This window comes from Gordonia sp. 852002-50395_SCH5434458 (assembly GCF_001665905.1).
Lineage (GTDB): Bacteria > Actinomycetota > Actinomycetes > Mycobacteriales > Mycobacteriaceae > Gordonia > Gordonia jacobaea.
This window is the reverse complement of sequence record NZ_LZTC01000063.1, coordinates 20,358-45,521: the sequence shown is the minus strand read 5'-3', so window position 1 is coordinate 45,521 and position 25,164 is coordinate 20,358. Positions and strand designations below refer to the sequence as shown.

The 25,164-nt window shown below is 65.4% G+C and carries 25 protein-coding genes; 16 read left to right on the top strand and 9 right to left on the bottom strand.

The window, feature by feature from the left end; genetic code table 11:
* The first annotated feature begins 42 nt into the window (after positions 1-42).
* The 5 genes from folP (at position 43) to A5785_RS14600 (ending at position 3,629) form a co-directional block, all read left to right on the top strand.
* Positions 43-918: a dihydropteroate synthase gene (gene folP, locus A5785_RS14620; RefSeq protein ID WP_005207359.1), complete on the top strand. Its 876-nt coding sequence runs from the start codon at positions 43-45 to the stop codon at positions 916-918.
* A complete protein-coding gene (locus tag A5785_RS14615) occupies positions 915-1,958 on the top strand; it encodes a glucosyl-3-phosphoglycerate synthase (RefSeq protein ID WP_064867178.1) in 1,044 nt (347 codons plus the stop codon). Before folP ends, A5785_RS14615 begins: the two co-directional genes overlap by 4 nt.
* Positions 1,959-1,994: 36 nt before the next feature.
* A complete protein-coding gene (locus A5785_RS14610; protein WP_064867176.1) occupies positions 1,995-2,423 on the top strand; it encodes a DivIVA domain-containing protein in 429 nt (142 codons plus the stop codon).
* Positions 2,424-2,538: 115 nt separating this feature from the next.
* Positions 2,539-2,706 carry a DUF3117 domain-containing protein gene (locus tag A5785_RS14605; protein ID WP_004019232.1) on the top strand — a complete coding sequence of 56 codons (168 nt, stop codon included), beginning with the start codon at positions 2,539-2,541 and terminating at the stop codon, positions 2,704-2,706.
* 47 nt (positions 2,707-2,753) lie between these two features.
* Positions 2,754-3,629 (top strand): putative RNA methyltransferase, encoded by an 876-nt coding sequence (locus A5785_RS14600; RefSeq protein WP_064867174.1) that lies wholly within the window; start codon positions 2,754-2,756, stop codon positions 3,627-3,629.
* On the opposite strand, the gene glgA is transcribed toward A5785_RS14600, so the two are convergent.
* On the bottom strand, positions 3,608-4,774 hold the full coding sequence (glgA, locus tag A5785_RS14595) for a glycogen synthase (protein WP_197500830.1): 1,167 nt from the start codon (positions 4,772-4,774) through the stop codon (positions 3,608-3,610). The two genes, A5785_RS14600 and glgA, sit on opposite strands and share 22 nt — an antisense overlap.
* A 113-nt stretch (positions 4,775-4,887) precedes the next feature.
* On the opposite strand from glgA, the gene glgC reads away from it, so the two are divergent.
* Positions 4,888-6,102, top strand: coding sequence for a glucose-1-phosphate adenylyltransferase (glgC, locus tag A5785_RS14590; protein ID WP_039855631.1), 1,215 nt, complete (start codon positions 4,888-4,890; stop codon positions 6,100-6,102).
* A 24-nt stretch (positions 6,103-6,126) separates the two neighbouring features.
* On the opposite strand, the gene A5785_RS14585 is transcribed toward glgC, so the two are convergent.
* Genes A5785_RS14585 through cofD form a run of 3 tightly spaced genes read right to left on the bottom strand, consistent with a single transcriptional unit; the run spans position 6,127 to position 9,124 of the window.
* A complete protein-coding gene (locus A5785_RS14585; protein WP_064867172.1) occupies positions 6,127-6,705 on the bottom strand; it encodes an NUDIX hydrolase in 579 nt (192 codons plus the stop codon).
* A complete protein-coding gene (locus A5785_RS14580) occupies positions 6,702-8,081 on the bottom strand; it encodes a coenzyme F420-0:L-glutamate ligase (RefSeq protein ID WP_064867170.1) in 1,380 nt (459 codons plus the stop codon). The genes A5785_RS14585 and A5785_RS14580 overlap by 4 nt, the downstream gene beginning before the upstream one ends.
* Positions 8,078-9,124 (bottom strand): 2-phospho-L-lactate transferase, encoded by a 1,047-nt coding sequence (gene cofD / locus A5785_RS14575; protein WP_064867168.1) that lies wholly within the window; start codon positions 9,122-9,124, stop codon positions 8,078-8,080. The genes A5785_RS14580 and cofD overlap by 4 nt, the downstream gene beginning before the upstream one ends.
* Positions 9,125-9,733: 609 nt before the next feature.
* Between cofD and A5785_RS23510 the strand changes: the two genes are divergently transcribed.
* On the top strand, positions 9,734-9,991 hold the full coding sequence (locus A5785_RS23510; protein WP_168431294.1) for a WhiB family transcriptional regulator: 258 nt from the start codon (positions 9,734-9,736) through the stop codon (positions 9,989-9,991).
* A gap of 3 nt (positions 9,992-9,994) precedes the next feature.
* On the opposite strand, the gene A5785_RS14565 is transcribed toward A5785_RS23510, so the two are convergent.
* Complete coding sequence (locus A5785_RS14565) at positions 9,995-10,471, bottom strand: metallopeptidase family protein (protein ID WP_064867237.1); 477 nt, start codon at positions 10,469-10,471, stop codon at positions 9,995-9,997.
* A gap of 216 nt (positions 10,472-10,687) precedes the next feature.
* On the opposite strand from A5785_RS14565, the gene A5785_RS14560 reads away from it, so the two are divergent.
* The 3 genes from A5785_RS14560 (at position 10,688) to manA (ending at position 13,653) form a co-directional block, all read left to right on the top strand.
* Positions 10,688-11,191, top strand: a complete 504-nt coding sequence (locus A5785_RS14560; protein WP_082946580.1) for a DUF3499 domain-containing protein — start codon at positions 10,688-10,690, stop codon at positions 11,189-11,191.
* 75 nt (positions 11,192-11,266) lie between these two features.
* Complete coding sequence (locus A5785_RS14555; RefSeq protein WP_064867162.1) at positions 11,267-12,388, top strand: hypothetical protein; 1,122 nt, start codon at positions 11,267-11,269, stop codon at positions 12,386-12,388.
* Positions 12,388-13,653 carry a mannose-6-phosphate isomerase, class I gene (manA, locus tag A5785_RS14550; protein ID WP_064867160.1) on the top strand — a complete coding sequence of 422 codons (1,266 nt, stop codon included), beginning with the start codon at positions 12,388-12,390 and terminating at the stop codon, positions 13,651-13,653. The genes A5785_RS14555 and manA overlap by 1 nt, the downstream gene beginning before the upstream one ends.
* A 38-nt stretch (positions 13,654-13,691) precedes the next feature.
* Here manA and eccE read toward each other — a convergent pair whose 3' ends face one another.
* Positions 13,692-15,443: a type VII secretion protein EccE gene (gene eccE, locus A5785_RS14545; RefSeq protein WP_064867158.1), complete on the bottom strand. Its 1,752-nt coding sequence runs from the start codon at positions 15,441-15,443 to the stop codon at positions 13,692-13,694.
* A 302-nt stretch (positions 15,444-15,745) separates the two neighbouring features.
* Here eccE and eccB point away from each other — a divergent pair, with 302 nt between their 5' ends.
* Complete coding sequence (eccB, locus tag A5785_RS14540; RefSeq protein ID WP_064867156.1) at positions 15,746-17,281, top strand: type VII secretion protein EccB; 1,536 nt, start codon at positions 15,746-15,748, stop codon at positions 17,279-17,281.
* Between the two features lie 42 nt (positions 17,282-17,323).
* On the opposite strand, the gene hpxO is transcribed toward eccB, so the two are convergent.
* Together hpxO and A5785_RS14530 are read right to left on the bottom strand one after the other, a co-directional pair.
* Complete coding sequence (hpxO, locus tag A5785_RS14535; protein WP_005205997.1) at positions 17,324-18,481, bottom strand: FAD-dependent urate hydroxylase HpxO; 1,158 nt, start codon at positions 18,479-18,481, stop codon at positions 17,324-17,326.
* An 86-nt stretch (positions 18,482-18,567) separates the two neighbouring features.
* Positions 18,568-19,197 carry a TetR/AcrR family transcriptional regulator gene (locus tag A5785_RS14530; RefSeq protein WP_064867154.1) on the bottom strand — a complete coding sequence of 210 codons (630 nt, stop codon included), beginning with the start codon at positions 19,195-19,197 and terminating at the stop codon, positions 18,568-18,570.
* Between the two features lie 113 nt (positions 19,198-19,310).
* On the opposite strand from A5785_RS14530, the gene A5785_RS14525 reads away from it, so the two are divergent.
* The 5 genes from A5785_RS14525 to nrdF all read left to right on the top strand — a co-directional run bounded on the left by A5785_RS14525 (position 19,311) and on the right by nrdF (position 24,413).
* Positions 19,311-19,904 carry an NADPH-dependent FMN reductase gene (locus A5785_RS14525; RefSeq protein ID WP_064867152.1) on the top strand — a complete coding sequence of 198 codons (594 nt, stop codon included), beginning with the start codon at positions 19,311-19,313 and terminating at the stop codon, positions 19,902-19,904.
* A gap of 340 nt (positions 19,905-20,244) precedes the next feature.
* Entirely contained in the window at positions 20,245-20,478 is a 234-nt protein-coding gene (gene nrdH, locus A5785_RS14520; protein ID WP_005174646.1) for a glutaredoxin-like protein NrdH, read from the top strand.
* Between the two features lie 38 nt (positions 20,479-20,516).
* Complete coding sequence (gene nrdI, locus A5785_RS14515) at positions 20,517-21,059, top strand: class Ib ribonucleoside-diphosphate reductase assembly flavoprotein NrdI (RefSeq protein WP_231895474.1); 543 nt, start codon at positions 20,517-20,519, stop codon at positions 21,057-21,059.
* Positions 21,060-21,145: 86 nt separating this feature from the next.
* Positions 21,146-23,356 (top strand): class 1b ribonucleoside-diphosphate reductase subunit alpha, encoded by a 2,211-nt coding sequence (gene nrdE / locus A5785_RS14510; RefSeq protein ID WP_064867150.1) that lies wholly within the window; start codon positions 21,146-21,148, stop codon positions 23,354-23,356.
* Between the two features lie 55 nt (positions 23,357-23,411).
* Positions 23,412-24,413, top strand: a complete 1,002-nt coding sequence (gene nrdF, locus A5785_RS14505; protein WP_005206006.1) for a class 1b ribonucleoside-diphosphate reductase subunit beta — start codon at positions 23,412-23,414, stop codon at positions 24,411-24,413.
* A gap of 107 nt (positions 24,414-24,520) precedes the next feature.
* On the opposite strand, the gene A5785_RS14500 is transcribed toward nrdF, so the two are convergent.
* Complete coding sequence (locus tag A5785_RS14500) at positions 24,521-25,099, bottom strand: TetR/AcrR family transcriptional regulator (RefSeq protein ID WP_064867148.1); 579 nt, start codon at positions 25,097-25,099, stop codon at positions 24,521-24,523.
* Between the last annotated feature and the right edge of the window lie 65 nt (positions 25,100-25,164).

Here is a 25,164-nt window from a genome sequence, read left to right as displayed (position 1 = left end):
CGCCGCGGTCTGTGATCGGCGGCGATCGCTACGCTGGCTCCCATGAACGCGACCCTGTGCGGCAGGCCCGTGCCTGCCGATCGGGCCCTGGTGATGGCCATCGTCAATCGCACGCCCGATTCGTTCTACGACCGCGGATCGTCGTTCTCCGACGACGCGGCGAAGGCCCGCATTAGGCAGGTCGTCGCCGAGGGTGCCGACATCGTCGACATCGGTGGGGTGAAGGCGGGTCCCGGCGAGGAGGTCGACGCCGCGACCGAGACCGAGCGGGTCGTGCCGATGGTCGAGTGGATCCGTGAGCGCTACCCGGATCTGCTGATCAGTGTGGATACCTGGCGCGCGGAAGTGGCCGATCGGGCGTGCGCCGTGGGAGCCGACCTCATCAACGACACCTGGGCGGGTGCCGATCCCGATCTGGTGAAGGTCGCCGCGGCACGGCGTGCCGGGATCGTGTGTTCACACACCGGCGGCATGGAGGTCCGCACGCGTCCCCATCGCGTCGCCTACGGCGAGAAACCGACCGATGTGGTGGCAGAGGTGATCGCCCAGGTGACCCGGGCGGCCGAAGCGGCCGAAGCGCAGGGCGTGGCCCGCGACTCAATCGTTATCGACCCGACACACGACTTCGGCAAAAACACTCATCACGGGCTGCTCCTGTTACGCCACGTAAAAGATCTTGTTAATACAGGCTGGCCAGTGCTGATGGCACTGAGCAACAAGGATTTCGTGGGGGAGACTCTGGGTGTGGACCTCGACGAACGAGTGGAGGGGACACTGGCCGCGACAGCGTTGAGCGCCGCATCCGGAGCTCGGATCTTTCGCGTCCATGAGGTCGCCGCCACGCGTCGCGTGGTCGACATGGTCGCTGCAATAGCGGGAACACGGCCACCCGCCCGAACAGTCAGGGGACTCGCATGACCGAACAGGTACGTCGAACCCAAGCTCGCCACAGGGCGACCGCTTCAAACAACCGCGACCGCACAGCCATGTGGCCGACCCCCGCCGACGCCATCGGCGAGGAACAGTCGTGGTCGAGTACGCACACGTGGGAACAGCCGGACTGGACCATTGAAGAACTCGTGGCTGCCAAACAGGGACGCACGGTGTCTGTCGTCCTGCCCGCGCTCAACGAGGAGGAGACCGTCGCCGATGTGATCGCGACGATCAGGCCTCTCGTCGGCACGCTCGTCGACGAACTCGTCGTCCTCGACTCCGGGTCCACCGACGCCACCGCGGAGCGAGCAATCGCCGCCGGTGCCCGGGTCATCACCCGCGAGGAGGCCGTACCGGAACTCGAGCCGGTGAAGGGCAAGGGAGAGGTGCTGTGGCGGTCCATCGCCGCGGTCACCGGCGACCTCATCGCCTTCGTCGACTCCGACCTCATCGACCCCGACCCGATGTTCGTGCCCAAGATGCTCGGACCGCTCCTGGTCAACCCGCAGATCCACCTCGTCAAGGGCTACTACCGGCGTCCACTGCGGACAGGAGCAACCCAGGACGCCAACGGTGGCGGGCGAGTCACCGAACTGGTGGCCCGGCCGCTGCTCGCATCGCAGAAACCCGAGCTGACCGCAGTGCTCCAGCCGCTGGGCGGCGAGTACGCGGGCACGCGGGAGTTGCTCTCGGCCGTTCCATTCGCGCCGGGGTACGGAGTCGAGATCGGACTGCTGATCGACACCTACGACCGCTATGGACTGCCCGGCATCGGCCAGGTGAATCTGGGTGTCCGCACACATCGCAACCGCCCGCTGATCGAGTTGGGCGTCATGAGCAGGCAGATCGTCGGCACGTTGATGCGACGATGCGGCATCGAGGACTCAGGGGCCGGGCTCACCCAGTTCACCGCGGAGCCGGACGGCACCTTCACCCCGCACACCACCGACCTCTATCTCGAGGATCGTCCGCCGATGAACACCGTTCGCGGCGCCGACGCGACGGCCGAGGAGATGGCCAGCTGATCTGAGCGTCGGCACGGCGGTCATAGACTTCTCTCCATGCAGACGCTGTTGCTCTACCTGCTGATCATGGTGGTGGTCGTGGCCGCCGTGTTCGCTGTCGTGTGGTTCGTGTTCGGTCGGGGAGAAGAATTGCCCCCGATCGACGACGACACAACCCTGACCCGCCTGCCCGCCGCGGGTATCGCAGGCGACGATGTGCGGTCCCTTGTCTTCGCTCAGACGATGCGCGGCTACAAGCCGCGAGAGGTGGACTGGGCTCTCGAGCGGCTTGCCGCGGAAATCGACGAGCTGCGTGCAGTGGTGCTCACCCTGCAGGCGCGTGACGGCGCCGAACCGGTGTCGGCCGAGAGCGGGTCGGTCTACGACTCCACGCACGCTGACTCCACGCACGCTGACTCCACACACGCTGACTCCACGCACGCCGCGCGTGCCGGGGATTCGACGTCGCAGGACGAATTCGACTAGGCGTTTGCGCGTCCGTCGGTCGGGCCGATTCAGTGAACACGTATCATTGACACGGCAGCCGTGCGCTGTCGTCGAATCCACCACGGCGAGGAGAACTCTGAAGGGAGTTTGCGAAATGGCGGCGATGAAGCCACGTACTGGGGATGGACCCCTGGAAGCAGCCAAGGAGGGGCGTGGGATCGTTGTCCGCATTCCTATCGAGGGTGGCGGCCGTCTCGTCGTCGAACTGACCGCAGACGAAGCCGCGGCGCTCGGTGAAGAGCTGCGCGGGGTCACCGGCTGACTCAGGAGCCACGGGCGCAGCCAGGACGGGCGGGGTCCGTCGGCGACATCGCCGACGTCGCCGACCTGCTCCGCTGCCCGGTCTGCGGGGAGCCTCTCACCGTCGATGAACCCGGCAGGCGCCTGTTCTGCCCGCTCCGACACTCGTTCGACATCGCCAAGCAGGGGTACGTATCGCTGCTCGACGGTCGATCGGGTTCGCTCAAGTCCGACACCGCCGACATGGTGTCGGCACGCCTGCGCGTCCACGACGCAGGTGTTCTCGATCCCGTCGTGTACGCGGTCGCCCAGGCTGCCGCAGCAGCAGTTCCCAGAGTTCAGGTGCACACGGGTGCACCGGTGATCGTCGATCTCGGTGCCGGACCGGGACACTACCTGTCGGCCGCGCTCGACGGCGTCGAGCACTCTCGCGGCGTTGGTGTCGATCTCTCGAAATACTGTGCCCGCGCGTTGACGCGCAGGATTCCCGGCGCCGGTGCCGTCGTCGCCGACGTCTGGCGCGATCTCCCATTCGTCGACGACTGCGCCGACGTCGTGCTGTCGGTGTTCGCGCCGCGCAACGTCGACGAGACCGCGCGCATTCTGCGCCGCGGTGGGCGGTGGATCATCGTCACGCCGCAACCCGATCACCTCGACGAGCTGATCGAGCCGATGTCGATGCTGTCGGTCGCTGCCGACAAGTCCGACGCCGTCTCCGCCGCGGTCGGTGAGCGTTTCGATATCGTCGAGCACACGGTGGTCCGTGACCGCCGTGACGTGTCGGCGTCGACGATCGCCGACCTCGTGGCCATGGGGCCGACGGCCTTCCATCGCGATCGTGACGAGATCGAGCGTGCCGCACACGCATTCGCGCCGGGATCGTCGACGACGCCGGTCACCGTCGCCGTGACGGTCACGGTGTGTCAGGCCAGCGTCGACCGGTAGACGTCGAGTGTCTGTTCGGCGATGGAGTCCCACGAGAACTCGGATTCGGCGCGCTCGCTTCCTGCGATACCCATCGCGGTGGCCGCTGTCGGATCGCCCACGACGTCGTTGACTGCCTCGGCGATTCCGCGTTCGAAGCCGACCGCATCGGTGGGATCGTAGGGAACGAGTCGTCCGGTGACGTTGTCGCGCACCACTTCCGGGATACCGCCGACGGCCGACGCGACTACAGCCGTTTGGCACGCCATCGCCTCGAGGTTGACGATTCCGAGTGGCTCGTACACCGAGGGGCACACGAAAACATCTGCCGCGGTGAGGATCTCGCGGATTCGAGGTAGCGGGAGCATCTCTCGCACCCAATACACTCCGTCGCGCGCGGCAGCGAGCTCGGCCACGGCGGCCTCGGTCTGCGCTGCGATCTCGGGGGTGTCGGGGGCGCCTGCACACAAGACGAGCTGGATCGCCGGATCGAAATGATGTGCGGCGGCGATGAGATGTCCGACGCCCTTCTGGCGCGTGATGCGTCCGACGAACGCGACGACGGGACGCTTCGGGTCGACTCCCAGCCGCACGAGCGTCGACTCCTGGTTGTACGGCTCGTCGACCGGGTACCACAGCGTCGTGTCGATTCCGTTGCGCACGACGTGAACTCGCTCAGGGTCCAACCGCGGGTAGGCGTTCACCACGTCGGCGCGCATGCCCGAACTCACCGCGATGACGGCATCGGCGTACTCGACGGCGTTGCGTTCCGACCAACTCGACACCTGATAGCCGCCGCCGAGTTGCTCGGCCTTCCAGGGCCGCAGTGGTTCGAGGGAGTGGGCGGTCAGGATGTGTGGAATGCCGTACAGGCGAGCGGCGAGATGCCCGGCGGTACCGGTGTACCAGGTGTGCGAGTGCGCGATGTCGGCGCCTGCCGCTCCCTGCGTCATCCGAAGATCCGTCGAGAGCATCGACAGCGCCGGATTGGCGTCGGCCAGTGCGGGGTCGGGGGAGTAGACGAAGGCGTCGTCCCGGGGGACGCCCATGCAGTGCACGTCCACGGTGACGAGACTTCGAAGATGCCGGACCAGTTCGGTGACATGAACTCCCGCACCGCCGTAGACCTCGGGTGGATACTCCCGCGTCATCATCGCCACCCTCATGGGTCCTGACGCTAGTGCCATGCGTCGGAGTTCGCCATTCACGCATGGAATCGCTCGAGAACGGACCCGCGATTCGTATGGCCCCACTGATGGTTGGCGGTTACGTTGGGAGTGTGAGATCGCAGCCGCACGTTCTCGGAATCGTCCTCGCCGGTGGCGAGGGAAAACGCCTGTACCCGTTAACCAAGGACCGCGCCAAACCCGCCGTTCCGTTCGGCGGTGCGTACCGGCTGATCGACTTCGTGCTCTCGAATCTGGTCAACGCGGGGTACGAGCGAATCTGTGTGCTGACACAGTACAAGTCGCACTCGCTCGACCGTCACATCTCGCAAACCTGGTGGACATCAGGATTTCATGGCGAGTACATCACGCCCGTCCCGGCGCAGCAGCGTCTCGGTCCGAGGTGGTACACGGGCAGTGCCGACGCGATCTATCAGTCGCTGAACCTGATCTTCGACGAGCAGCCGGAGTACATCGTCGTGTTCGGTGCCGATCACGTGTACCGGATGGATCCATCGCAGATGGTCGAGGCGCACATCGCGTCCGGTGCCGAGGTGACCGTGGCAGGCATTCGGGTGCCGCGCGTCGAGGCGTCGGCCTTCGGTGTCATCGACTCCGATGACTCGGGCAAGATCACGCGTTTCCTGGAGAAGCCGAGCGATCCGCCTGGGACGCCTGACGATCCGGACGTCACCTTTGCGTCGATGGGCAACTACGTGTTCACGACGGATGCTCTTGTCGAGGCGATCATCAAGGACGCGGCCGATGCCGACTCCGATCACGACATGGGTGGCGACATCATCCCGAGCTTCGTCGACCGCAAGGCCGCCTACGTCTACGACTTCAAGGACAACGAGGTTCCCGGGGCAACCGAACGCGACAAGGGCTACTGGCGTGACGTCGGAACGCTCGACGCATTCTACGACGCCCACATGGATCTCGTGTCGGTGCACCCGGTCTTCAATCTCTACAACCAGAACTGGCCGATACGTGCCGAGTCGTTGAACGTTCCGCCTGCCAAGTTCGTGCAGGGTGGCTCTGCGCAGGATTCCGTCGTCGGCGGCGGCAGCATCATCTCGGGTGGAACGGTGTCGCAGTCGGTCATCTCTGCGAACGTGCATGTCGAAGACGGCGCGATCGTCGAGGGCAGTGTGTTGATGCCCGGCGTGCGGATCGGCAAGGGCGCCGTTGTGCGGCATGCGATTCTCGACAAGAACGTCGTCGTCTCCGACGGCGGGCAGGTCGGCGTCGACCTCGCTGCCGACCGCGACCGCTTCGCCGTCAGCAACGGCGAGGTGGTCACCGTCGGCAAGGGCATCCGCATCTGAGCTCACGCTCGCGGCAGGGTGCTCTCAACCCTGCTGTCGGGCCGCGAGCTGCGCCAGGGCGGCGGCGACGAGGGATTCGATCTCGGTGCCGTCGTCATGGGGCAGCGCGTCCACGGGCCACCAGCGCAGGTCGTCCGACTCCGAGCTGATGTCGAAGTGCGGCAGCTTGCCATCCGGTTGCGGCGGCGCGACCGCGGCGAAGCGGACGTCGAGGTGTCGGGTCGGCACGCCGAGCGAGCAGGTGATGGGGTGGGTGTGCAGTTGCGCCAATGCGCCGAGCGTGAGGTCGTCGATCCCCGACTCCTCGCGCGCTTCGCGCAGTGCGGCGTCGGCGATCGAGTCGTCGGATTCCTCGCAGTGCCCACCGAGCTGAATCCATTTGCCCACACGCGGATGCAGTGTCAGCAGGACGTGGGTGTGCGTGGCGTCGAACACGATCGTCGACGCGGTGAGATGTCCGGGCACGCTGCGGCGTAGACATGCATCCGGCTGCGCGTCGAGAAATGCGAGATAGGCGTGGCGCAGCGAATCCTGTTCGGGCGCCTGCACATTCCATGACCGAAGAAGTTCGACGGCCGATGAGTGCAGGGAATCAGTGCTCATCTCTCGATCACCCACTCGTCGGTCGGGGCCGGCTCGCGTAGCTGCTGTGGCTCGGCGGGGTGCCCGATGGCGATGGCGCCCAACGGTTCCCACGACGGGTCGACGTCGAGCTCGCGACGCACGACCTCCGGCGCGAAGATCGTCGACCCGACCCAGCAACTGCCGAGTCCGCGGGCAGACAGCGCGACGAGCAGGCTCGCGACCGCGCCGCCCGCGGCGACGGTGAACATCGTGTGCTCCGCGGCGTTGCGACGTGAGTCGGGGTAGGTGTGCGCGCCGTCGCCGGTGAGCATCGGGATCACCAGTTCCGGTGCGTCGTAGAGTATCTGGCCGCGCCGCACGCGTTTGGCGATCGACTCCGGTGACTTGTCGTCCGACGAGAGGTCGGCCCGCCACGCGTCACCCATCGCATCGAGGAGGCGGACACGACGCTCGCGTGAACGCACCCAGACGAAGCGGAACGGATGCGTGTGGTGGGGCGCAGGCGCGGTCAACGCGTCGGCGAAAGCCGCTCGGAGATCTTCGGGCGCAACGGCTTCTTCTGAGAACGACCGGATCGATCGTCGGGTTCGGATCGCCTCGATCCTGCCCTGGTCGATCGCCTCGGCGGTCCCGAGGCGGAACAGGTCCTCGTCGGCCGGTCGGACGAGCTGGGCCGCCGACGACCCGTCGTCGTGCACGCGAAGCCCCCGCACCACCGCGACCGGCACGCCGTCGAGCTTTCCCTTCACCAGGTCTGCGGCAGAGGCGATCTCGTCAGCAACGGCGATGTCGGTGACGATCAACGGGTTGCCGTACGAATCCTCGCCGCCCTCGTAGGGGTGGCTCACGGCGATTCCCGACGCGCCGATGGCGACGTCGGTCTGACCGGTACGCCACGCGCGGCCCATCGTGTCGGTGACGATGACCGCGACGTGGTGACCCGTGCGCTCGGCGATGGCCTCACGCAACAGCCGCGCGCTGCCGTCGGGGTCGTCGGGGAGTAGCGCGATCTGGTCGGTGGGCACGTTGGAACCGTCGACGCCCGCGGCCGCCTGCACGAGGCCGAGTTTGTTCTCTGTGATGAGCGTGCGGTTCTTGCGCGCGAGGACGCGCACCGACTCGGCTTCGATGAGCTTGCGCCGCAGGGCATCACGCTCGTCGGGGTCGGTGGGTGCCGGAATCATCCGGCCCTCGGTCTTGGAGAAGACCTTGCTGGTGACGACGACGACGTCGTCGTTGCGCAACCACGGGGCGCGGCGTGTGATCTCCGCGGCGAGGTCGGTGGTGGCGTCGAACTCGGGCAGACCGGTGACGGGGATGATCTCCAGAGCCGCGGGGGCGCGGTGGTCGCGGAGTGCTCCGTCCCGCGATGCTGCGCCGGCGTCGGCCGTCATCGGGCGTCTCCGGCGGCGTCGGGGCGGGCGGGGTGTGGAATGTCGACGCCGACGAGGGCACACGCGTCACGGACCATCACGGCGGTCGTCTGTGGATCGCTCATCAGCAGTGGTGCCGCTCCGATGGCGATGCCATCGACGTGTGCGGTGTCGCCCTCGGCGATCAGCCATCCGTCGAGGATTCCGTTGCCACTGCGGGCCCCGTAGTGGGCGGCGATCGCCTCTGCGGAGGACTCGACGCCGATGACCGACAGGCATTCGTCGGCCATTCCCCGCAGCGGTCGATTGTCGATGACCGGTGAGATGCCGACCACGGGTGCCGACGTTGTGCGCAACGCGCTTCGGATGCCGGGGACGCTGACGATCGCGCCGATGCTGACGACGGGATTGCTCGGTGCGAGCAGGACGATGTCGGCGTCTGCGATCGCTTCGGCCACCCCCGGTGCTGGCGCGGTGTCGTCGGACCCGACCTGTGCGAACCCGAACGTCGGGATCTGCGCACGATGGCGAACCCACCACTCCTGGAAATGGATCGCGACGCGCTCGCCTTCGCGCCCATCGGGTTTGGAGACGACGACGTGTGTCTCGTGACGTTCGTCGGTGGCGGGAAGAAGTCGCACGCCGGGCTGCCAACGCCGACACAGCGCGGCGGTGACATCGGAGAGCCGGTATCCGGCGTCGAGCATCTGGGTGCGGATCAGATGTGTCGCCAGATCGCGGTCGCCGAGTCCGAACCAGTCGGGATCGGCTCCGTAGGCGGCCAGTTCCTCCTTGGCGTGCCACGACTCGTCGGCTCGACCCCAACTGCGCTCCGGGTCGATTCCGCCGCCGAGCGTGTACATACAGGTGTCGAGATCGGGACAGATGCGCACGCCGTGCATCCATGCGTCGTCACCGACGTTGACCACCGCGGTGATCTCGTTTCCGCTGCTCGACGCCGCGTCGCCCGCGGCGTCGGGAAACGGCGTCGGACCGAGCAGTTCGCGAACTCCGGACAAAAATCGTGCGCCGCCGACACCGCCGACGAGTACCGTCACCTTCACAACGACCCACTCTAGTGAGTCCGGATCGAATCGATATCATGGACCACGACGCTGCGCCCGCCATTCGCGTCCGATGTGACATTGATGTGTCCCCGCAACACAACTCGTGTCTTACGGGGAGTTTTTGTCAGTCGATGGTATTAAGGAATATTTCGATTCAACTTGACCGGACACGTCTCTGGCGTGTCTAATCACATCAGTGTCATTTCTGGTTCGAGATCGAGAATCGGTGCATCGCAACGAAGTTCGATCACGTGTTCGAATTCAGAAAGGTTGATCCGACACCGTGGTGGTGCCAGGTCGCGCCGGACACTTGGTGAAGATCGAGAATGTACGGGTATGAGTGGTGGTGTGGCACCGATGCCGCGCCGCCGTGACGACAGAGAACAACGACTTCCCAGGCAGGAGGCGCCGACGATGGCATTCGACAACGCGATCGGCAATCCCCTTGAACCACACGGACATTCAGAGATCGCGTCCCCGTTGAGTGGGGATGCGAATTACACAACCCTTGGGCCCGTTGATGATTCATTCATCGGGACACCTGAGATCGGGACACCTGAGGTGTCACTCGGCGCTGACGAGAACTCGCAGCGGCGCCATCTTTCCTTGGTGCCCAACGACTTCGAGGCCCTGTTCGACGAGATCGAAGACCAATGGCAAGATCGCGCGCTGTGCGCGCAGACCGATCCGGAGGCCTTCTTCCCGGAGAAGGGTGGCTCCACCCGCGAGGCGAAGCGCATCTGCCAGGGCTGCGAGGTGAAGGCCGAGTGCCTCGAGTACGCCTTGCACAATGACGAGCGTTTCGGAATCTGGGGCGGACTGTCCGAGCGTGAGCGTCGACGCCTCAAGCGCGGCATTATCTGACGCCTACTCGGGTCCCCGGTCGATGATGTCCTCGTCGAGTCCGAGGTGTGTCGCGACCTGCTGTACCAAGACCTCGTGAACGAGGTCGAGTAGGTCCTCGCCCTTCTTCGCCCTGCTCTCCAGTGGCCGGCGGAAGAGGATGATCTGCGCCCTGGTCGGCGCTCCGTGTACATCGACCCCCGCGGGCATCAACCGCGCAAGCGGAACGGCACCGTCGGCTGTCACCTCGTCGGGCCACTGCACGGTTTCCGGGTCACGCGGGAGAAGACGTGGGATCTCGTCGACGGCGATGTCGAGTGCCGAGAGTTGATCGTGCCAACGTGCATCTATCTCCGCGAACGCCTCGAGGACGACCGTGTCGAATTCGTCCGACTTACTACGCCACGCCGGCACACCCTGGGGCAGCAGCGGTGAGCGCAGACCCCGGCCTCGTCGGTCGCGACGTGCTCGACGCGCCGCGCGGACGGCCGAGAGCCGCATATCGGACACCCGGTTCTCCGAGGAGCGCACCGGCGAACCCTGGCTTCGATCGCGCGTGGCGCGCCGCCGTTCGATACGCATGCCGAGATTGTAAGTCTCCACCGTCCGCTGTCGCGTCGGAGATGCGTGCCGCGTGTCGGACCCCGGGCTGCGTGTCCGACTCCGCGCCGCGTGTCGCCTCACCGTTCGCCGGGGCGTGGGACTAACCTTTCTGCTGTGAAGCTTCCCCGACAATGCTGCCGCCCGGCTTGCTCCCGGTCGGCGGTGGCGACCCTGACCTTTGTGTACGCCGAGTCGACGGCGGTCATCGGTCCTCTCGCCACGTCGGATGAGCCGCATTCGTGGGATCTGTGCGACGAGCACGCGCGCCGCATCACTGTGCCGCGCGGGTGGGAGATGCTGCGCAGTAAGCGGGGATTCTCGGCGCCGGTCGCCGAAGACTACGAACTGACCGCCCTCGCCGAGGCCGTGCGCGAGGTCGGTGGGCGTGAGGTCGGTGCACGCGGAATCGCAGGTGCTGTGGGACGCGCGCCCGGTTTCGACCAGGAGGCGTTCGACGACGTTCACGCAGGCCGTCATCGTGCGGGTACGTCGACGACCGACGTGCGCTCGGGTCCCGATGTGCGTTCCGGGGCCGACGCTGCTCGCCGAAGCGGAGCGGTGAAGCCGCGCCCCGGCAGGCGTGGGCATCTTCGTGTGTTGCCCGACCCGGTCGACTGATGCGCCCGCGAGATCTGGTGGATCAGAATATGGCTGTGTGTGGGCAGCGACGCCATGCGTCGCTAGGCTGACCCTATGCGTACAGATGCCGCCGACCTCGATGATGTCGACGATCTGATTGCAGGCGACTCCGAGGGTCTGCTGCAGGCGGCGGCGTTGACGGGTGCGCAGGTGCGTGCCGTTGCCGAGGCCATGCGTGAGGGCGTCCTCGAACCGTTGGCGGCGCTGCGGCCCCGAAGTGTTGTCATCGTGCACGGCGTGTCGAGCGTTGCCCGCGACGCCGTCGCGCTCGTCGTGGCCTGCGTCGCCACCCGCGTCGATGTGCCGATCGTCTCCGCGCCCGCCCTGCCGGGCTGGGTCGGTCCACTCGATGTGGTTGTCGTCGCGGGCGACGACGCGGCCGACATGGCACTCGCGGATGCCGCGGCACGGGCGCAGCGTCGACGCGCAGAAGTCGTCGTCGCAGCACCCATCGAGGGGCCGTTGCGAGATGCTCTGGGCGGCAGCGGAATTGACCTTTCACCTCGTCTTCGCGTCGATCCGCGGTTCCGATTCGCGGCGTACGTCGCGGCGCTGTTGGCGGTATTCGCATCACTCTCCGATGTGCGGTTCACCGGTCCGGTGCCGCTCGTGGGCGACATTGCCGACGCACTCGACGACGAGGCGGCGACAGATCATCCCGCCCGCGAGACGTTTCACAACCGCGCCAAACTGCTGGCAGCTCGACTGGCAGATCGTCGAGTCGTATGGACGGGCGACAGTCCGGCTGCGTCGGTGGTCGCCGCACGGAACGCCAAGTCACTTCTCGCGTTGTCCGGAAAGGTCTGCGCCACAGCCGATATCGATGCCGTCGCGAGTATTTCGCTGCAGTCGTGGAGTACTTCGGGCGCGTCCGCCGTCGACTCGATCTTCCACGACCCCCAGATCGACGGTCCATTGGCAGCCGAACCGCCGCGCGTGCTCGCGGTCACGACGGCGTCGAGGCAATGGTTCGCCGAGCGCAGGATCGTCGGTATTCCGGATGCGGAAGCGGTGTTCGGCGACGTCGACGATGCCGATCCCGCGGCGCACCTGGCTGGGCCTGTCGGGCCGGAGGACCTCGCAGACGGACCCGCCGACCTCGTCGGCTATGTGCTTCTCGCGTTACGCGTCGACATCGCCGCGGTGTATCTGCGCCTGACCGGAATCGGAGACTGATGAAACTGCTGGACGGAGTGGTCCGCCCGTACGCCTGGGGGTCGCGAACGGCTATCGCGTCGCTGCGACAGAAGCCGGTTCCCTCGCCGCATCCGGAGGCGGAACTCTGGTTCGGCGCACACACCGAGGGGCCTGCGACGGTCCTCGGCAGCGACGGCGAGCCCGAAGGCACGCTGCTCGACGTCATCGACGACGATCCGCAGCAGGCACTCGGTGCTGCGACAACGGATCGTTTCGGCGATCGACTTCCTTTCTTGCTCAAGGTACTTGCCGCTGACGAACCGTTGTCGCTGCAGGCTCATCCCAGTGCTGAGCAGGCCCGTGAAGGGTTCGCGCGCGAAGAGGCCGCAGGGATTCCCATCGATGCGCCGACGCGCAACTACAAGGACGCCTCGCACAAGCCGGAGCTGATCGTCGCGATCTCCGAGTTCGACGCGTTGGCGGGTTTTCGTGACCCCGCGCAGACGATCGACTTGCTGCGCGAACTGCAGGTCTCAGAACTCGACCCCTATCTCGGGATGCTGGCGGGCCAACCGGATGCCGAAGGGTTGCGCGCGGTGTTCACCACGTGGCTCACCCTGCCGGAATCGCGGTTGCGCACCCTCGTTCCCGCCGTCCTCACCGGAGCGGTCGACGCGCTGAACGCGGGATCGCGGTTCGGCCCGGAGCTGCGTACGGCGCTCGAGCTCGGCGAGATCTACCCCAACGACCCGGGGGTACTCGCGTCGTTGTTGCTCAACAGGATTCACCTGTCGCCAACCGAAGGGCTGTACCTGCCTGCCGGGGTGCTCCACGCCTACCTGAGCGGCACCGGTGTGGAGATCATGGCCAACTCCGACAATGTGCTCCGCGGCGGCCTGACCCCCAAGCACATCGATGTGCCCGAGCTGTTGCGTGTTCTCGACTTCACCCCGGTCGACGCCGACGATCTCAAGCCGCGCGTCCGCACGGTCGGCACCGAGCGGATCTATCTGACGCCCGCGCCCGAATTCCGGCTCTCGCGTGTCGAGTTGGAGGGCACGGGTCTGCACCAGCCGTCGTCGATCTGCTTCGACATGCCCGGTCCGCAGATCCTTGCCGCGCTCGGGGGAACCATCGAGGCGCGGCTACCGGGCGACACGCCGCTGTCGGTCTCGTCGGGCTACGCGGCGTGGATTCCCGATGGTGACCCCGACGTCGTCGTGCGTGCGTCGTCGAGTCGGGCACTGTTCTTTCGCGCACGAGTTCCGGTCAACGATCCAGCAGGGTCGGCGTCAGAGAAATAGCGCGTCAGAGAAACAGATCTGTCACACAGAAGCTGTTGTCAGACGAGTAGTCCAAATCGGTCGGGACGCCTGGGGTAGGGCATCGGCTGCTCTGCCGGCTGGTCGCTGAACCGCGACTCCTCGGGAGTCGCGACCATCGTGACCCGGACGCAGGCATCAGCCGTTCGCAGCGTCACGTCGTGCGGCCGTGTGGGATCTTGCCTCACTTCGACCGCAGTCACTTCCATTGCGGTGGTGGAGGATTCGTCGACTGTCGCCTGATTGTTGGTGACGACGATTCGTGTCGTACCTGCTGAGACGGAGCGCGGTGCGACACCGTCGAAGAGGTGAATCCGCCCGCCGCCGTCGAGGTCGCCGTGGGGGTCGGCGAAACTCAGAACGTGATGATCGCCGACGCGCGCCACGAGGTGTTGCCACCCGTCCGGACGCGAGGTGTGCACCGTGACTGCGCCGCCGGTCGCGATGATCCGCAGCACGATCTGTGCGGCAAGGCGCGCATCGCCGATCAGGGCGACCTCTGATATGCCGGGGCCGAACAGTCGCGACGTGACCGCACGACCGGTGTGGTCGGCGCCGATCAACTGACCGCAGCCGCTGACCGGTATCCGGAGAGTGTCGAGCAATGCGTCGGCCTGTGCGCCCGACGTCGCGTGCGGTCCGCGGTGCATCCGATGCGCGGCGGCATAGGGGAGTGACGCCGTGAGGGCGTCGAACTGCCGTCCATCGAGCGGTGTGGCACCTGTTGGCCAGGTGTCGACGACGCGTCCGGCGTCCGGGGCGTCGTCGACGCGCATCAGCGCGCGCACCCGGAGCTTGCCGTCCTGTCCGTGGGACAGGGTGAGGGTGATCGTTGTCGCGAGCGCCCCGGGGCATGCGGTGCCGAAGAGTCGCGGTAGGTCGCGGGGATCGATCGCCGCGGTGCGGAAACGGACTCGTCCCGCTGTGACCTGCGACCACTCTTCGGTCATCGAGTCCGGATCCGAGCCATGAGTCAATTGCTCTGTGAGCGCACGCATCTCGGTAGCGTTGAGCGGAGTGGCGACGAGCCCGCATTCGCGGAGTCGGCGCGCAACCCGTCGCGTGGTGATGGTCGCGGTGCGCAGGGCCCCGGTCGCGCCTCCGCCGCGGCGGGCAACCGCGTTCGGGCATTGCGTCGGATCGAGTCGTAGGACGACGAAGGTGCTGCGGTGCGTCGTCGCGGGAAGTGGGCCGAGGATGCGTTCGTAGATCGCGGCCGCCTGTCCGACGCCGCCGACCCGTACGCCGTGGCTGATCACGTCGATCGACGAGAGCGGAATGTCGAAGGGGTCGATGCACCCGGCGAGGGTCGCCAGCGGTAGTTCCGGTTCGGCCGTCTCGCATCCGAATGGGGACAGGAACGTCGGGGTGCAGCGTGCGGGGGAGATCCTCAGGACGGTGATCATCGTGCCGCCTGCCCAGCGGACACCGATGGGGCCATCCTCTGCGCGCACATTCAGAGAGGAGGCGCGCGGCCTGCGACCTGATGTGGGTACGTCGAATGGTGCGGGTGCGAGCTCGGCGACACGACGCCGTGCCCGGGACCAGTAGAAGCCGAGTCGACGGATCATGTTGTCCGCCAGAGAATGTCGACCGGCGATCGGTACGAGTGTCACCGCCATGAGCGCCGCCGCGCCGAGTGCGACGACCCCCGCTCGGCCGCCCGCGGCCCACCAGCCGATGAACCCGGCGGCCAACAGCGCCTCGATCCCGACCAGCGTCGCGAATCCGGGCAGCCGTGAGCGCGTGGACGGCCCCGTCTCGAACGCCATGTGGTTGCTCCCTCTCCCCGAACCTGTACCAGCCCGTGTGCCGGCCGCCGCGCACACGTATCACCCAGTAGTAGAGCGTTTTCCGAGCCCGCGCGCGTCGAATCGGATGTTGTCCACAGCCGAAGACGTGATGCCGGATTGCCGGTTTTGTGCGTGTCCGGTTCGGTTAGGCTACTACCGCGCCGGTCAGCCGTCGTGATGTTGCGCAGTGATGTTGCGCAGGCCAGGTGTCACGCGAGAAGTGCCCTGACACAGGCGGTGCCACTACAGCGCGTGGGGAACGATGTTGGGGGAGGGGGAGTATGGCGCGTCAACTGACAACCCGAGCGCAGGTCAACGGCTACAGATTTCTGCTGCGCCGTCTCGATCACGCGCTGATTCGTCGAGACGTGCGGATGTTGCATGACCCGATGCGCTCACAGGGACGTGCCCTGGCGGTCGGGGCGGTGCTCGGCGTACTCGTGCTCGCAGGTTTCGCGGTGTGGGGCCTTGTCAGTCCGCAAGGCTCCGTGGGCAAGTCGACCATCGTCGCGGCGAAGACCGGTGGCACCTACGTCGTCATCGACGGCACCATGCACCCCGTGCTCAACCTGGCGTCGGCACGACTCATCACGGGTAGCGACGAGAAGCCTGCGTCGGCGTCGGAGAAGAAGCTTGCCCGATACCCGCGCGGTCCTCTCCTCGGTATCCCCGGTGCGCCGTCGGCGCTGCCGGTCTCGAGTGTTTCCGCGTGGACGGTGTGCGACAGTTCCGATGCGAGTGCGGCCGATGGCGCGTCGGGGGTCGGGGCGGGTTCGGTCGGCGCGCGCAGCGGAGCGCTGACGGTCGTCGCAGGCGAACCGGAACTCGGGGCCGACATCCGTGCCGCGAACGCCGACGATGCCCTGTACGTGACCGATGGTGCCGGGGTGTTCCTGATCTACCAGCTCGACCGCGACGGACACCCGACACCTGTTCGCGCGCAGGTGGATACGACCAGCGTTCCGGTGCTGCGGGCGCTGGGACTGGAGGGTCGGACGCCGCGGCCGATCAGTCGCGGGTTGCTCAACACTTTTCCCGAGGTCGACCCGTTGACGTTGCCGGACATCGCGGGTGAGGGTGGCGTGAGTTCACTGTCGGTCGGTTCACTGGCCGGCGGTGGAGCACGTGTCGGTTCGGTCATCAAGACGACAGCAGCCAATGGCGTCGCAGGCTATTACGTGGTGCTGCGCAGCGGTGTTCAACCCATCAGCGCGGCCGCGGCCGAGATTCTGCGTCTCGCTGAGCGTGACGACGCCGCGCCCGTGGCGACCGTCGCGCCAGGCGTAGTCGCCGCTAGTCCGATGCGTGACGAGCTGCCCATTGCCGACTTCCCCACGACGACACCGCATCTCGTCACAGCCGGCGAGGGTACGGTGTGCCGGGCGTGGGCGCGCGGCGCCGATGCGGCTCGGACAACGCTGCTCGTCGGCGATACCCTGCCGCTGCCCGGCGGTGCTAGACCGGTCCGTGTCGCGAGTGCCGACGGGTCGGGCCCCGGCGTCGACCAGGTGTACGTGCGACCGGGCTCGGGCGCCTATGTCCAGGTGACCGGAAACGAATCAGATAGTGCACGTGCGGAATCGAGGTTCTACGTCGCCGATACCGGTGTGCGGTACGGCGTGCCGGACGCGAAGACGGGGTCGGTCCTGCGACTCGGCGTATCGCCGACGCCCGCTCCGTGGGATGTGATCTCGCTGCTCGTCGCGGGGCCCACGCTCTCGCGTGAGAACGCGCTCGTCGCGCACGACGGCATGGGTGCCGATCCGGCAGGTATCGCTGTCAACCCGCCGGAGAGCGCGCAGCAGACAGGCGGTTAGCGCGGGCAGCGGTTATCCCGGTTACCCGCTACCGCCGGCTGCTCAGGTGACCGGACCGCCGACGATGTTGCCGACGATGCCCCGAATGATGTTGGTGCCGTCCTCTTCTCGGAGTTCGGAGTACCACTGCGCCGTCTTCTCGGGGTCTTTCGCATGTGTCACGTCGCAGCGCTTGCGCGCACGGAGGACAAGGTCCCCCGCGCGCTCGGCGCGCGCGGCCTGGTAGTCGGCGAGCGCGGCGTACACGTCGTCGGGGTGATCGCGGAAGGCGAACTGCAGTGCCACAGCGTCTTCCATCGCCGAACAGCCGCCCTGCCCGATGTCGGGAGTGGTGTTGTGCGCGGCGTCGCCGAGTACCGCCACGCGGCCCTTGACCCAGGTGTCGAACGGGTCGAGGTCGAGGATCTCGACGCGGTTCGTCGTTGCGGGATCGAGCTTCTCGATGAGCGTCTGCACCCCGGGCGCCCAGCCGTCGAACTCCTTGGTGAGTACCTCGCGGGCGGTTCCCCGCTCGAAGGGCTGTCCCTCGGGCATCGGGACGTCGAAGAAGAAGTAGAAGCGGTCGCCCGCCACCGGCATCACCGAAACCCGTTTGCCGTCACCGACATACGTCGTCCACTCGGTTGACGGGCCGATGGCCGGATCGGTGGCGACGAGGCCGTTGAAGTTGACGTAGCCCGCGTAGCGTCGGGTGACCGGGCCGCCCAGAACGTATTCGCGGGTCAGTGATTTCGCGCCGTCGGCGCCGATCACGATGTCGCCGCTGACGCTGGTTCCGTCGGCGAATTGCACTGTGGCAGCGTCGGGTCCGTCCTCGACGGAGACCATCTTCATACCGAAGTTGATGTCGTCGAATCCGTAGGCGTTCATGAGCATGAGCTGCAACTCGGCCCGCGCGATGGGGTAGGGGCGTTGGCCGACCTCGTCGATCAGCGGCTGCATGCTGAACCGGCACATGGTCTCGCCCGTGTGGCCGTCAACGTAGCTCATGGTGTCGACGATGCCTCCGAGCGCCGCGGTCTCTTCCTCGAGTCCGAGGTGATTGAGGCATTTGACGCCGTTGGACCACACCGAGATAGCGGCACCGACCGGCTTGTTCTCGGTCACCTGCTCATAGACCGCGACGTCGAATCCGAGTTGTTTCAGGGCGATAGCCGCGCTCATGCCGCCCATGCCCGCACCGATGATGACTGCCTTCACGTTGTCTTCCCTTCCACCATGAACAGGCTAGGGCCGATCGTGGCGTCGCGCGCGGCGAGGTCGATTGTGCGCCGGGCGTGCGATCGTCAGTTGCGCGACAAGCCGTCGACCATCGAGGTCACCATGGTGCGCCACTGCGTGATGATCGTCTCGAGGTCGAGACCGACAATCTCGGTCAGGTGTTTGACGGCGGTGGCACCGAGCGGGGTCAGCAGGGCGATTGCCGTCACCTCGACCGGATCCGGGAAACCCAACTGCCGCAGCAGGATCTGGACATGAAGGCTCGACGCCTGGGACACGGGGTGACTCCAGAACTCGGTGCCGGGTAGGTCTGCCTCGAGCAGGATGTCGAGGTGCGCCGCGTTCATCTTCAACCGCGCGGCGCCGTAGGCGAGGAGGCGGTCGAGGGGATCGGCGCCCGGTCCGAGTGGCGCGGGGCCCGAGAGATAGGACTGCTGTAGCTCCGATTCGGAGTGGTCGAGGAGGGCGAACATCAACCCGGTTCGGCTACCGAACCGTCGGAACACGGTGCCCTTGCCGACGCCTGCCTCGCGCGCGACCGCATCCATGGTGACCGCGGCGGCGCCGTGATTGTCGATCAGGTTTTTCGCTGCGGCCAGCAGCAATCGCCTATTACGTGCCGCGTCAGCGCGTTCGACGCTGTCGGGTTGGGTCAACTGCAGTGACCGTGGTCCTCCCTCGACCTCTTTACGCATGTGATGAGCCTAACGGTTGACGGATCCGCGCTGCGGAGCAATCTCGGTGGAACAAATCGGACCGCGGTCCGGTTTTACCCAGCAAGTGTAACGCCATAAAAAGGAGAAGTCTCGTGCCAGATCACGACATCACAGCACAGAACGCCAACGTCACCGTCGCCGTGTTGGTCGGCAGCCTGAGGTCGGCGTCGATCAACAAGCAGCTCGCCGAATCCGTGGTTCGCAATGCCCCCGCCGGTATCGAATTCTCGGTGGTCGAGAACATCGGTCGTGTGCCGTTCTACAACGAAGACGTCGACCACGCGCCGGGTTCGACCGACGGCGTACTCGATCCCGAGGTCGTCGCGCTTCGGGAGCGGGTGGCCGCGGCTGATGCCGTGTTGATCGTCACGCCCGAGTACAACGGTTCGGCCCCCGCGGTGTTGAAGAACGCCATCGACTGGTTGTCCCGCCCGTACGGAGCGGGTGCGCTGACCGGCAAGCCGGTCGGTGTCATCGGGGTCGCGCTTGGCCGTTTCGGAGGCACGTGGTCGCGTGAGGACATCCGCAAGTCGGTGAAGATCGCGGGCGGACAGGTCGTCGAGGAGGTGGAGTTCGGAGTGTCCGGAAGCCAGCTCGACGACTCGGGCCGACTTCCCGCCGAGGTCATCGACGGAGCCGTCGACGCCGTGCGCGTACTGGGATCCGAGGTTGCGGTATCGGTATGAGGTAGCGATCGGTGAGGGTCTGTTGCGGCCGCCCGTGTCGGAAGAATCACAAATGTGTGAGTCCCGACCAGGGCGGCCGCTGCATTTGGCGGGACGACACGCCGGAGTTCACGATCGTGTAGGCCTGCGACCTGCGACTTTCATCGATGTGATTACAAGCTCTAGTGGTGCAACCAAATGTCAGACACAAGGTGTAGTGTTTGGAACACCAGCAAGGCCGACGACGAGGATCGCTTGTAACCCTCCGAGGCGGCGGTGAGGTCGGTGACCCAGATCACTATCTTCACTCTGGAGAACCACCTGAGGCAGTACGACGTCACCACGACCGAGGAGCAATCTGATGGCCATCACCGTCTACACCAAGCCGGCCTGCGTGCAGTGCAATGCCACCTACAAGGCTCTCGACAAGCAGGGCATCGAGTACGAGGTCGTCGACATCACCCAGGATGCAGACGCTCGCGATTACGTCATGGCTCTCGGCTACCTGCAGGCGCCTGTTGTCGTCGCCGACGACGAGCACTGGTCGGGCTTCCGTCTCGACCGCATCAAAGCATTGGCAACACGCGCAGCCTGAAGCCTTCGCATCACGATCCGAAGGGGAAGCCGGATCGAATGTCTCTCACAACATCATCTTTTGAATCACCATCTCTCACGTCACAGCCGTCTCGAACGTCTCCGTCTCTCGAGTCACCACTGATCGTCTATTTCTCATCGGTGTCGGAGAACACTCATCGGTTCGTCGAGAAGCTGGGAATGCGCGCCGCGCGTATCCCGGTTCTCGACGGCGAGCGGTCCGGGGGTGCGGTATTCGAGGTCGACGAACCCTACGTCCTGATCTGTCCTACCTACGGCGGCGGCAAACCGTCGTCGACGGGAGGCAACGGCTTCGTGCCGAAGCAGGTCATCAAGTTCCTGAACAACACACACAATCGTTCGCTGATCCGTGGCGTCATTGCCGCGGGGAACACGAACTTCGGCGAGGAGTACTGTCTCGCCGGCGACATCATCTCGCGTAAGTGCTCGGTTCCGTATCTCTACCGGTTCGAGCTCATGGGCACTTCTGACGACGTCGACCGCGTCCGTAGCGGTCTGGCCGACTTCTCGCGCAGCGACGCCTTCGTCGATCCCGAGACGGCAGCCAACGTCCGAGCCTGAGTGTCGGTACCGCCCGCTATCGTCTCGACCATCCGGCAACCCTTCCATCACCTCCACACGCACCCCACACTCCGAGGAGTCTCTTCGTGTCGCCTACCGCATCCGTCTCGGAATCCACAGTCCCGGACACCACCACGTCGGCGAGTGTGTCGGGCGTGCACGCCGGCCCGGCCGATCACGATCCGGGTGAGCTCGACTACCACGCGCTCAACGCGATGTTGAACCTGTACGACGTCGACGGGAAGATCCAGTTCGAGAAGGACCGTGAAGCTGCACATCAGTACTTCCTGCAGCACGTCAACCAGAACACTGTGTTCTTCCACGATCTCGACGAGAAGCTCGACTACCTCCTCGAGGAGAACTACTACGAGCCGGAGGTTCTCGCCAAGTACGACCGCGAGTTCGTGAAGCTGCTCTTCGGTCACGCCTACGGCAAGAAGTTCCGTTTCCCGACGTTCCTCGGAGCGTTCAAGTACTACACCAGCTACACGCTCAAGACGTTCGACGGAAAGCGCTACCTCGAGCGTTTCGAGGATCGTGTGTGCATGGTCGCGCTGACGCTTGCCGACGGCGATACGTCGCTGGCACGTGCGCTGGTCGACGAGATCATCGAGGGCCGATTCCAGCCTGCGACACCCACGTTCCTCAACTCGGGAAAGAAGCAGCGCGGTGAGCCGGTGAGTTGCTTCCTGCTTCGCATCGAAGACAACATGGAATCCATTGGGCGAGCGATCAATTCGGCGCTGCAACTGTCCAAGCGGGGTGGTGGTGTCGCGCTGCTGCTCAGCAATATCCGTGAGCACGGCGCGCCGATCAAGAAGATCGAGAACCAGAGCTCGGGTGTCATTCCGATCATGAAGCTGCTCGAGGACTCGTTCTCGTATGCCAATCAGCTCGGCGCACGGCAGGGTGCCGGCGCGGTGTACCTGCACGCACATCACCCCGACATCTACCGCTTCCTCGACACCAAGCGTGAGAACGCCGACGAGAAGATCCGCATCAAGACGCTGAGCCTCGGTGTGGTCATCCCCGACATCACCTTCCAGCTCGCCAAGAACAACGACGACATGTACCTGTTCAGCCCGTACGACGTCGAGCGTGTCTACGGGGTGCCGTTCGCCGACATCAACGTGACGGACAAGTACCACGAGATGGTCGAGGACCGTCGGATTCGCAAGACCAAGATCAAGGCGCGTGAGTTCTTCCAGACCCTCGCCGAGCTGCAGTTCGAGTCGGGTTACCCCTACATCATGTTCGAGGACACGGTGAACCGGGCGAACCCGATCGACGGAAAGATCACCCACTCCAACCTGTGCTCGGAGATCCTGCAGGTCTCGACGCCTTCGACCTACAACGACGACCTCTCGTATTCCCATGTGGGCAAAGACATCTCGTGCAACCTGGGTTCACTCAACATCGCCAAGACCATGGATTCCCCCGATATCGGGCAGACGATCGACACGGCCATCCGTGGCCTGACCGCGGTGAGCGACCAGACGGCGATCACCTCGGTGCCCTCGATCGAGAAGGGCAACAACGATTCGCATGCCATCGGCCTCGGCCAGATGAACCTGCACGGTTACCTCGCACGCGAGCGCATCTTCTACGGCAGCGACGAGGGCATCGATTTCACGAACATGTACTTCTACACGGTGCTGTTCCACGCATTGCGGGCGTCGAATGCGATTGCGCGCGAACGCGGTAGGTCGTTCGCGGGCTTCGAGAAGTCCACGTATGCCAGCGGCGAGTTCTTCGACAAGTACACCGATCAGGCGTGGGAGCCCGCGACCGACCGTGTGCGGGAGTTGTTCGCCGAGGCCGAGATCGACCTCCCGACGCAAGAGGACTGGCGTGAGCTGAAGGCTGCAGTGGCGCGCGACGGCATCTACAACCAGAACCTGCAGGCGGTGCCCCCGACCGGATCGATCAGCTACATCAACCACTCGACGAGCTCGATCCACCCGGTCGCGGCGAAGATCGAGATCCGTAAGGAAGGCAAGATCGGCCGCGTCTACTACCCGGCGCCGTACATGACGAACGACAACCTGGACTACTACCAGGATGCGTACGAGATCGGCTACGAGAAGATCATCGACACCTACGCCGCCGCGACCCAACACGTCGACCAGGGGTTGAGTCTGACGCTGTTCTTCAAGGACACCGCCTCCACGCGCGACGTCAACAAGGCGCAGATCTACGCCTGGCGCAAAGGGATCAAGACGCTCTACTACATCCGCCTGCGTCAGATCGCACTGGAGGGTACCGAGGTAGAGGGCTGCGTCAGCTGCATGCTGTAACCACCACACCCCGCACACCTCCCAACCGTCAACACCGCCCCAGGAGGCGACCATCATGACCGCAGGCACGCACAGTCCCGCAGACGGCGCACCCATCAAGCTGGTGAGCCGGGTCTCGGCCATCAACTGGAACCGAGTGCCCGACGAGAAGGACGCGGAGGTGTGGGACCGCCTGACCGGCAATTTCTGGTTGCCCGAGAAGGTTCCTGTCTCCAACGACATCCCATCGTGGAACACGTTGACCGAGTACGAGAAACAGCTCACGATGCGTGTCTTCACGGGCCTCACGCTGCTCGACACCATCCAGGGCACCGTCGGTGCCGTGTCGCTGATCCCGGATGCGACCACACCGCACGAGGAAGCGGTGCTGACCAACATCGCGTTCATGGAGTCGGTGCACGCGAAGAGCTACAGTTCGATCTTCTCCACCCTGTGTTCCACCAAGGAGATCGACGAGGCGTTCCGGTGGTCGGAGGAGAACGAGCAACTGCAGCGCAAGGCGCAGATCGTCATGGACTACTACCGTGGCGACGATCCGCTCAAGCGCAAGGTCGCCTCGACGCTGCTCGAGTCGTTCCTCTTCTACTCCGGCTTCTACCTCCCGATGTACTGGTCGAGTCGGGCCAAGCTCACCAACACCGCCGACCTCATCCGGCTGATCATCCGCGACGAGGCCGTGCACGGCTACTACATCGGCTACAAGTATCAGCGCGGCTTGGAGACGCAGACCCCGGAGCGTCGCCAGGAGCTCAAGGACTACACCTTCGAGTTGTTGTTCGACCTGTACGACAACGAATCCGACTACACCGAGGCGCTCTACGACGAGGTCGGGCTCACCGAGGATGTCAAGAAGTTCCTGCGCTACAACGCGAACAAGGCGTTGATGAATCTCGGCTACGAGGCGATGTTCCCGCGCGACGACATCGACGTGAATCCCGCGATCCTGTCGGCGCTGTCGCCCAACGCCGACGAGAACCACGACTTCTTCTCCGGTTCGGGTAGCTCGTATGTCATCGGCAAGGCGGTCAACACCGAGGACGAGGACTGGGACTTCTGACACCCTGATCTGGCTGACGGTCCACAAAGACCGGTGAGAGGCTCGGATCTGCAGTTTCTGCAGATCCGGGCCTCTTGTCGTGGCGTGCGCTGCGGGTTGCCCTGGCCTCAGGGCAGGTAGGCGGCGAGCAGTCTGTCCAGCGCCAGATGGGACTGCTCGCGTGCCAGGTCGGTGTCGGCGTGCTGCGCCGTCCACAGCGCCGCTTCGTTCATCGCACCGGAGAGTTGTGCGGTGGATGCATCGAGAAGGTCTTCGGCGACTCCGACGTCGCGGAGCGCCTCGCGCAGGTGCGTTGCCGAGTTCGCAGCGTCGAGCCGGCGCCATTCCTGCCAGCCGATCACCGCGGGGGCATCGATGAGCAGGATGCGTACGGCGGAACCGTACGTGATCGCATCGAGGAATGCGTGTGATCCTGCCCGGAGTTGCTCGCTCGGCTGCGGGCCCGCTTCGTGCGCCGCCGCGACGACAGCCCGCGCGACGTCGGACTGGAGCGCAGCGGCGACCGCGCCGAACAACCCGGCCTTGTTTCGATAGTGGTGGTAGACGGCTCCTCGCGTCACCCGGGCCTCGCGGGCGACGTCATCGAGGGATACCTCGCTGAAGCCTCGGGTGGCGAAGAGTTCAGTCGCCGAGTCGAGGATGCGTTCGGCCGTCTGGGCGGCGGCGGCCGCGGAAGCACGAGGCATGATCCTCTTTCTTTACGTACAGACAGTATGTAAGCTGATCGCGTTACATTCACATTGTATGTAAA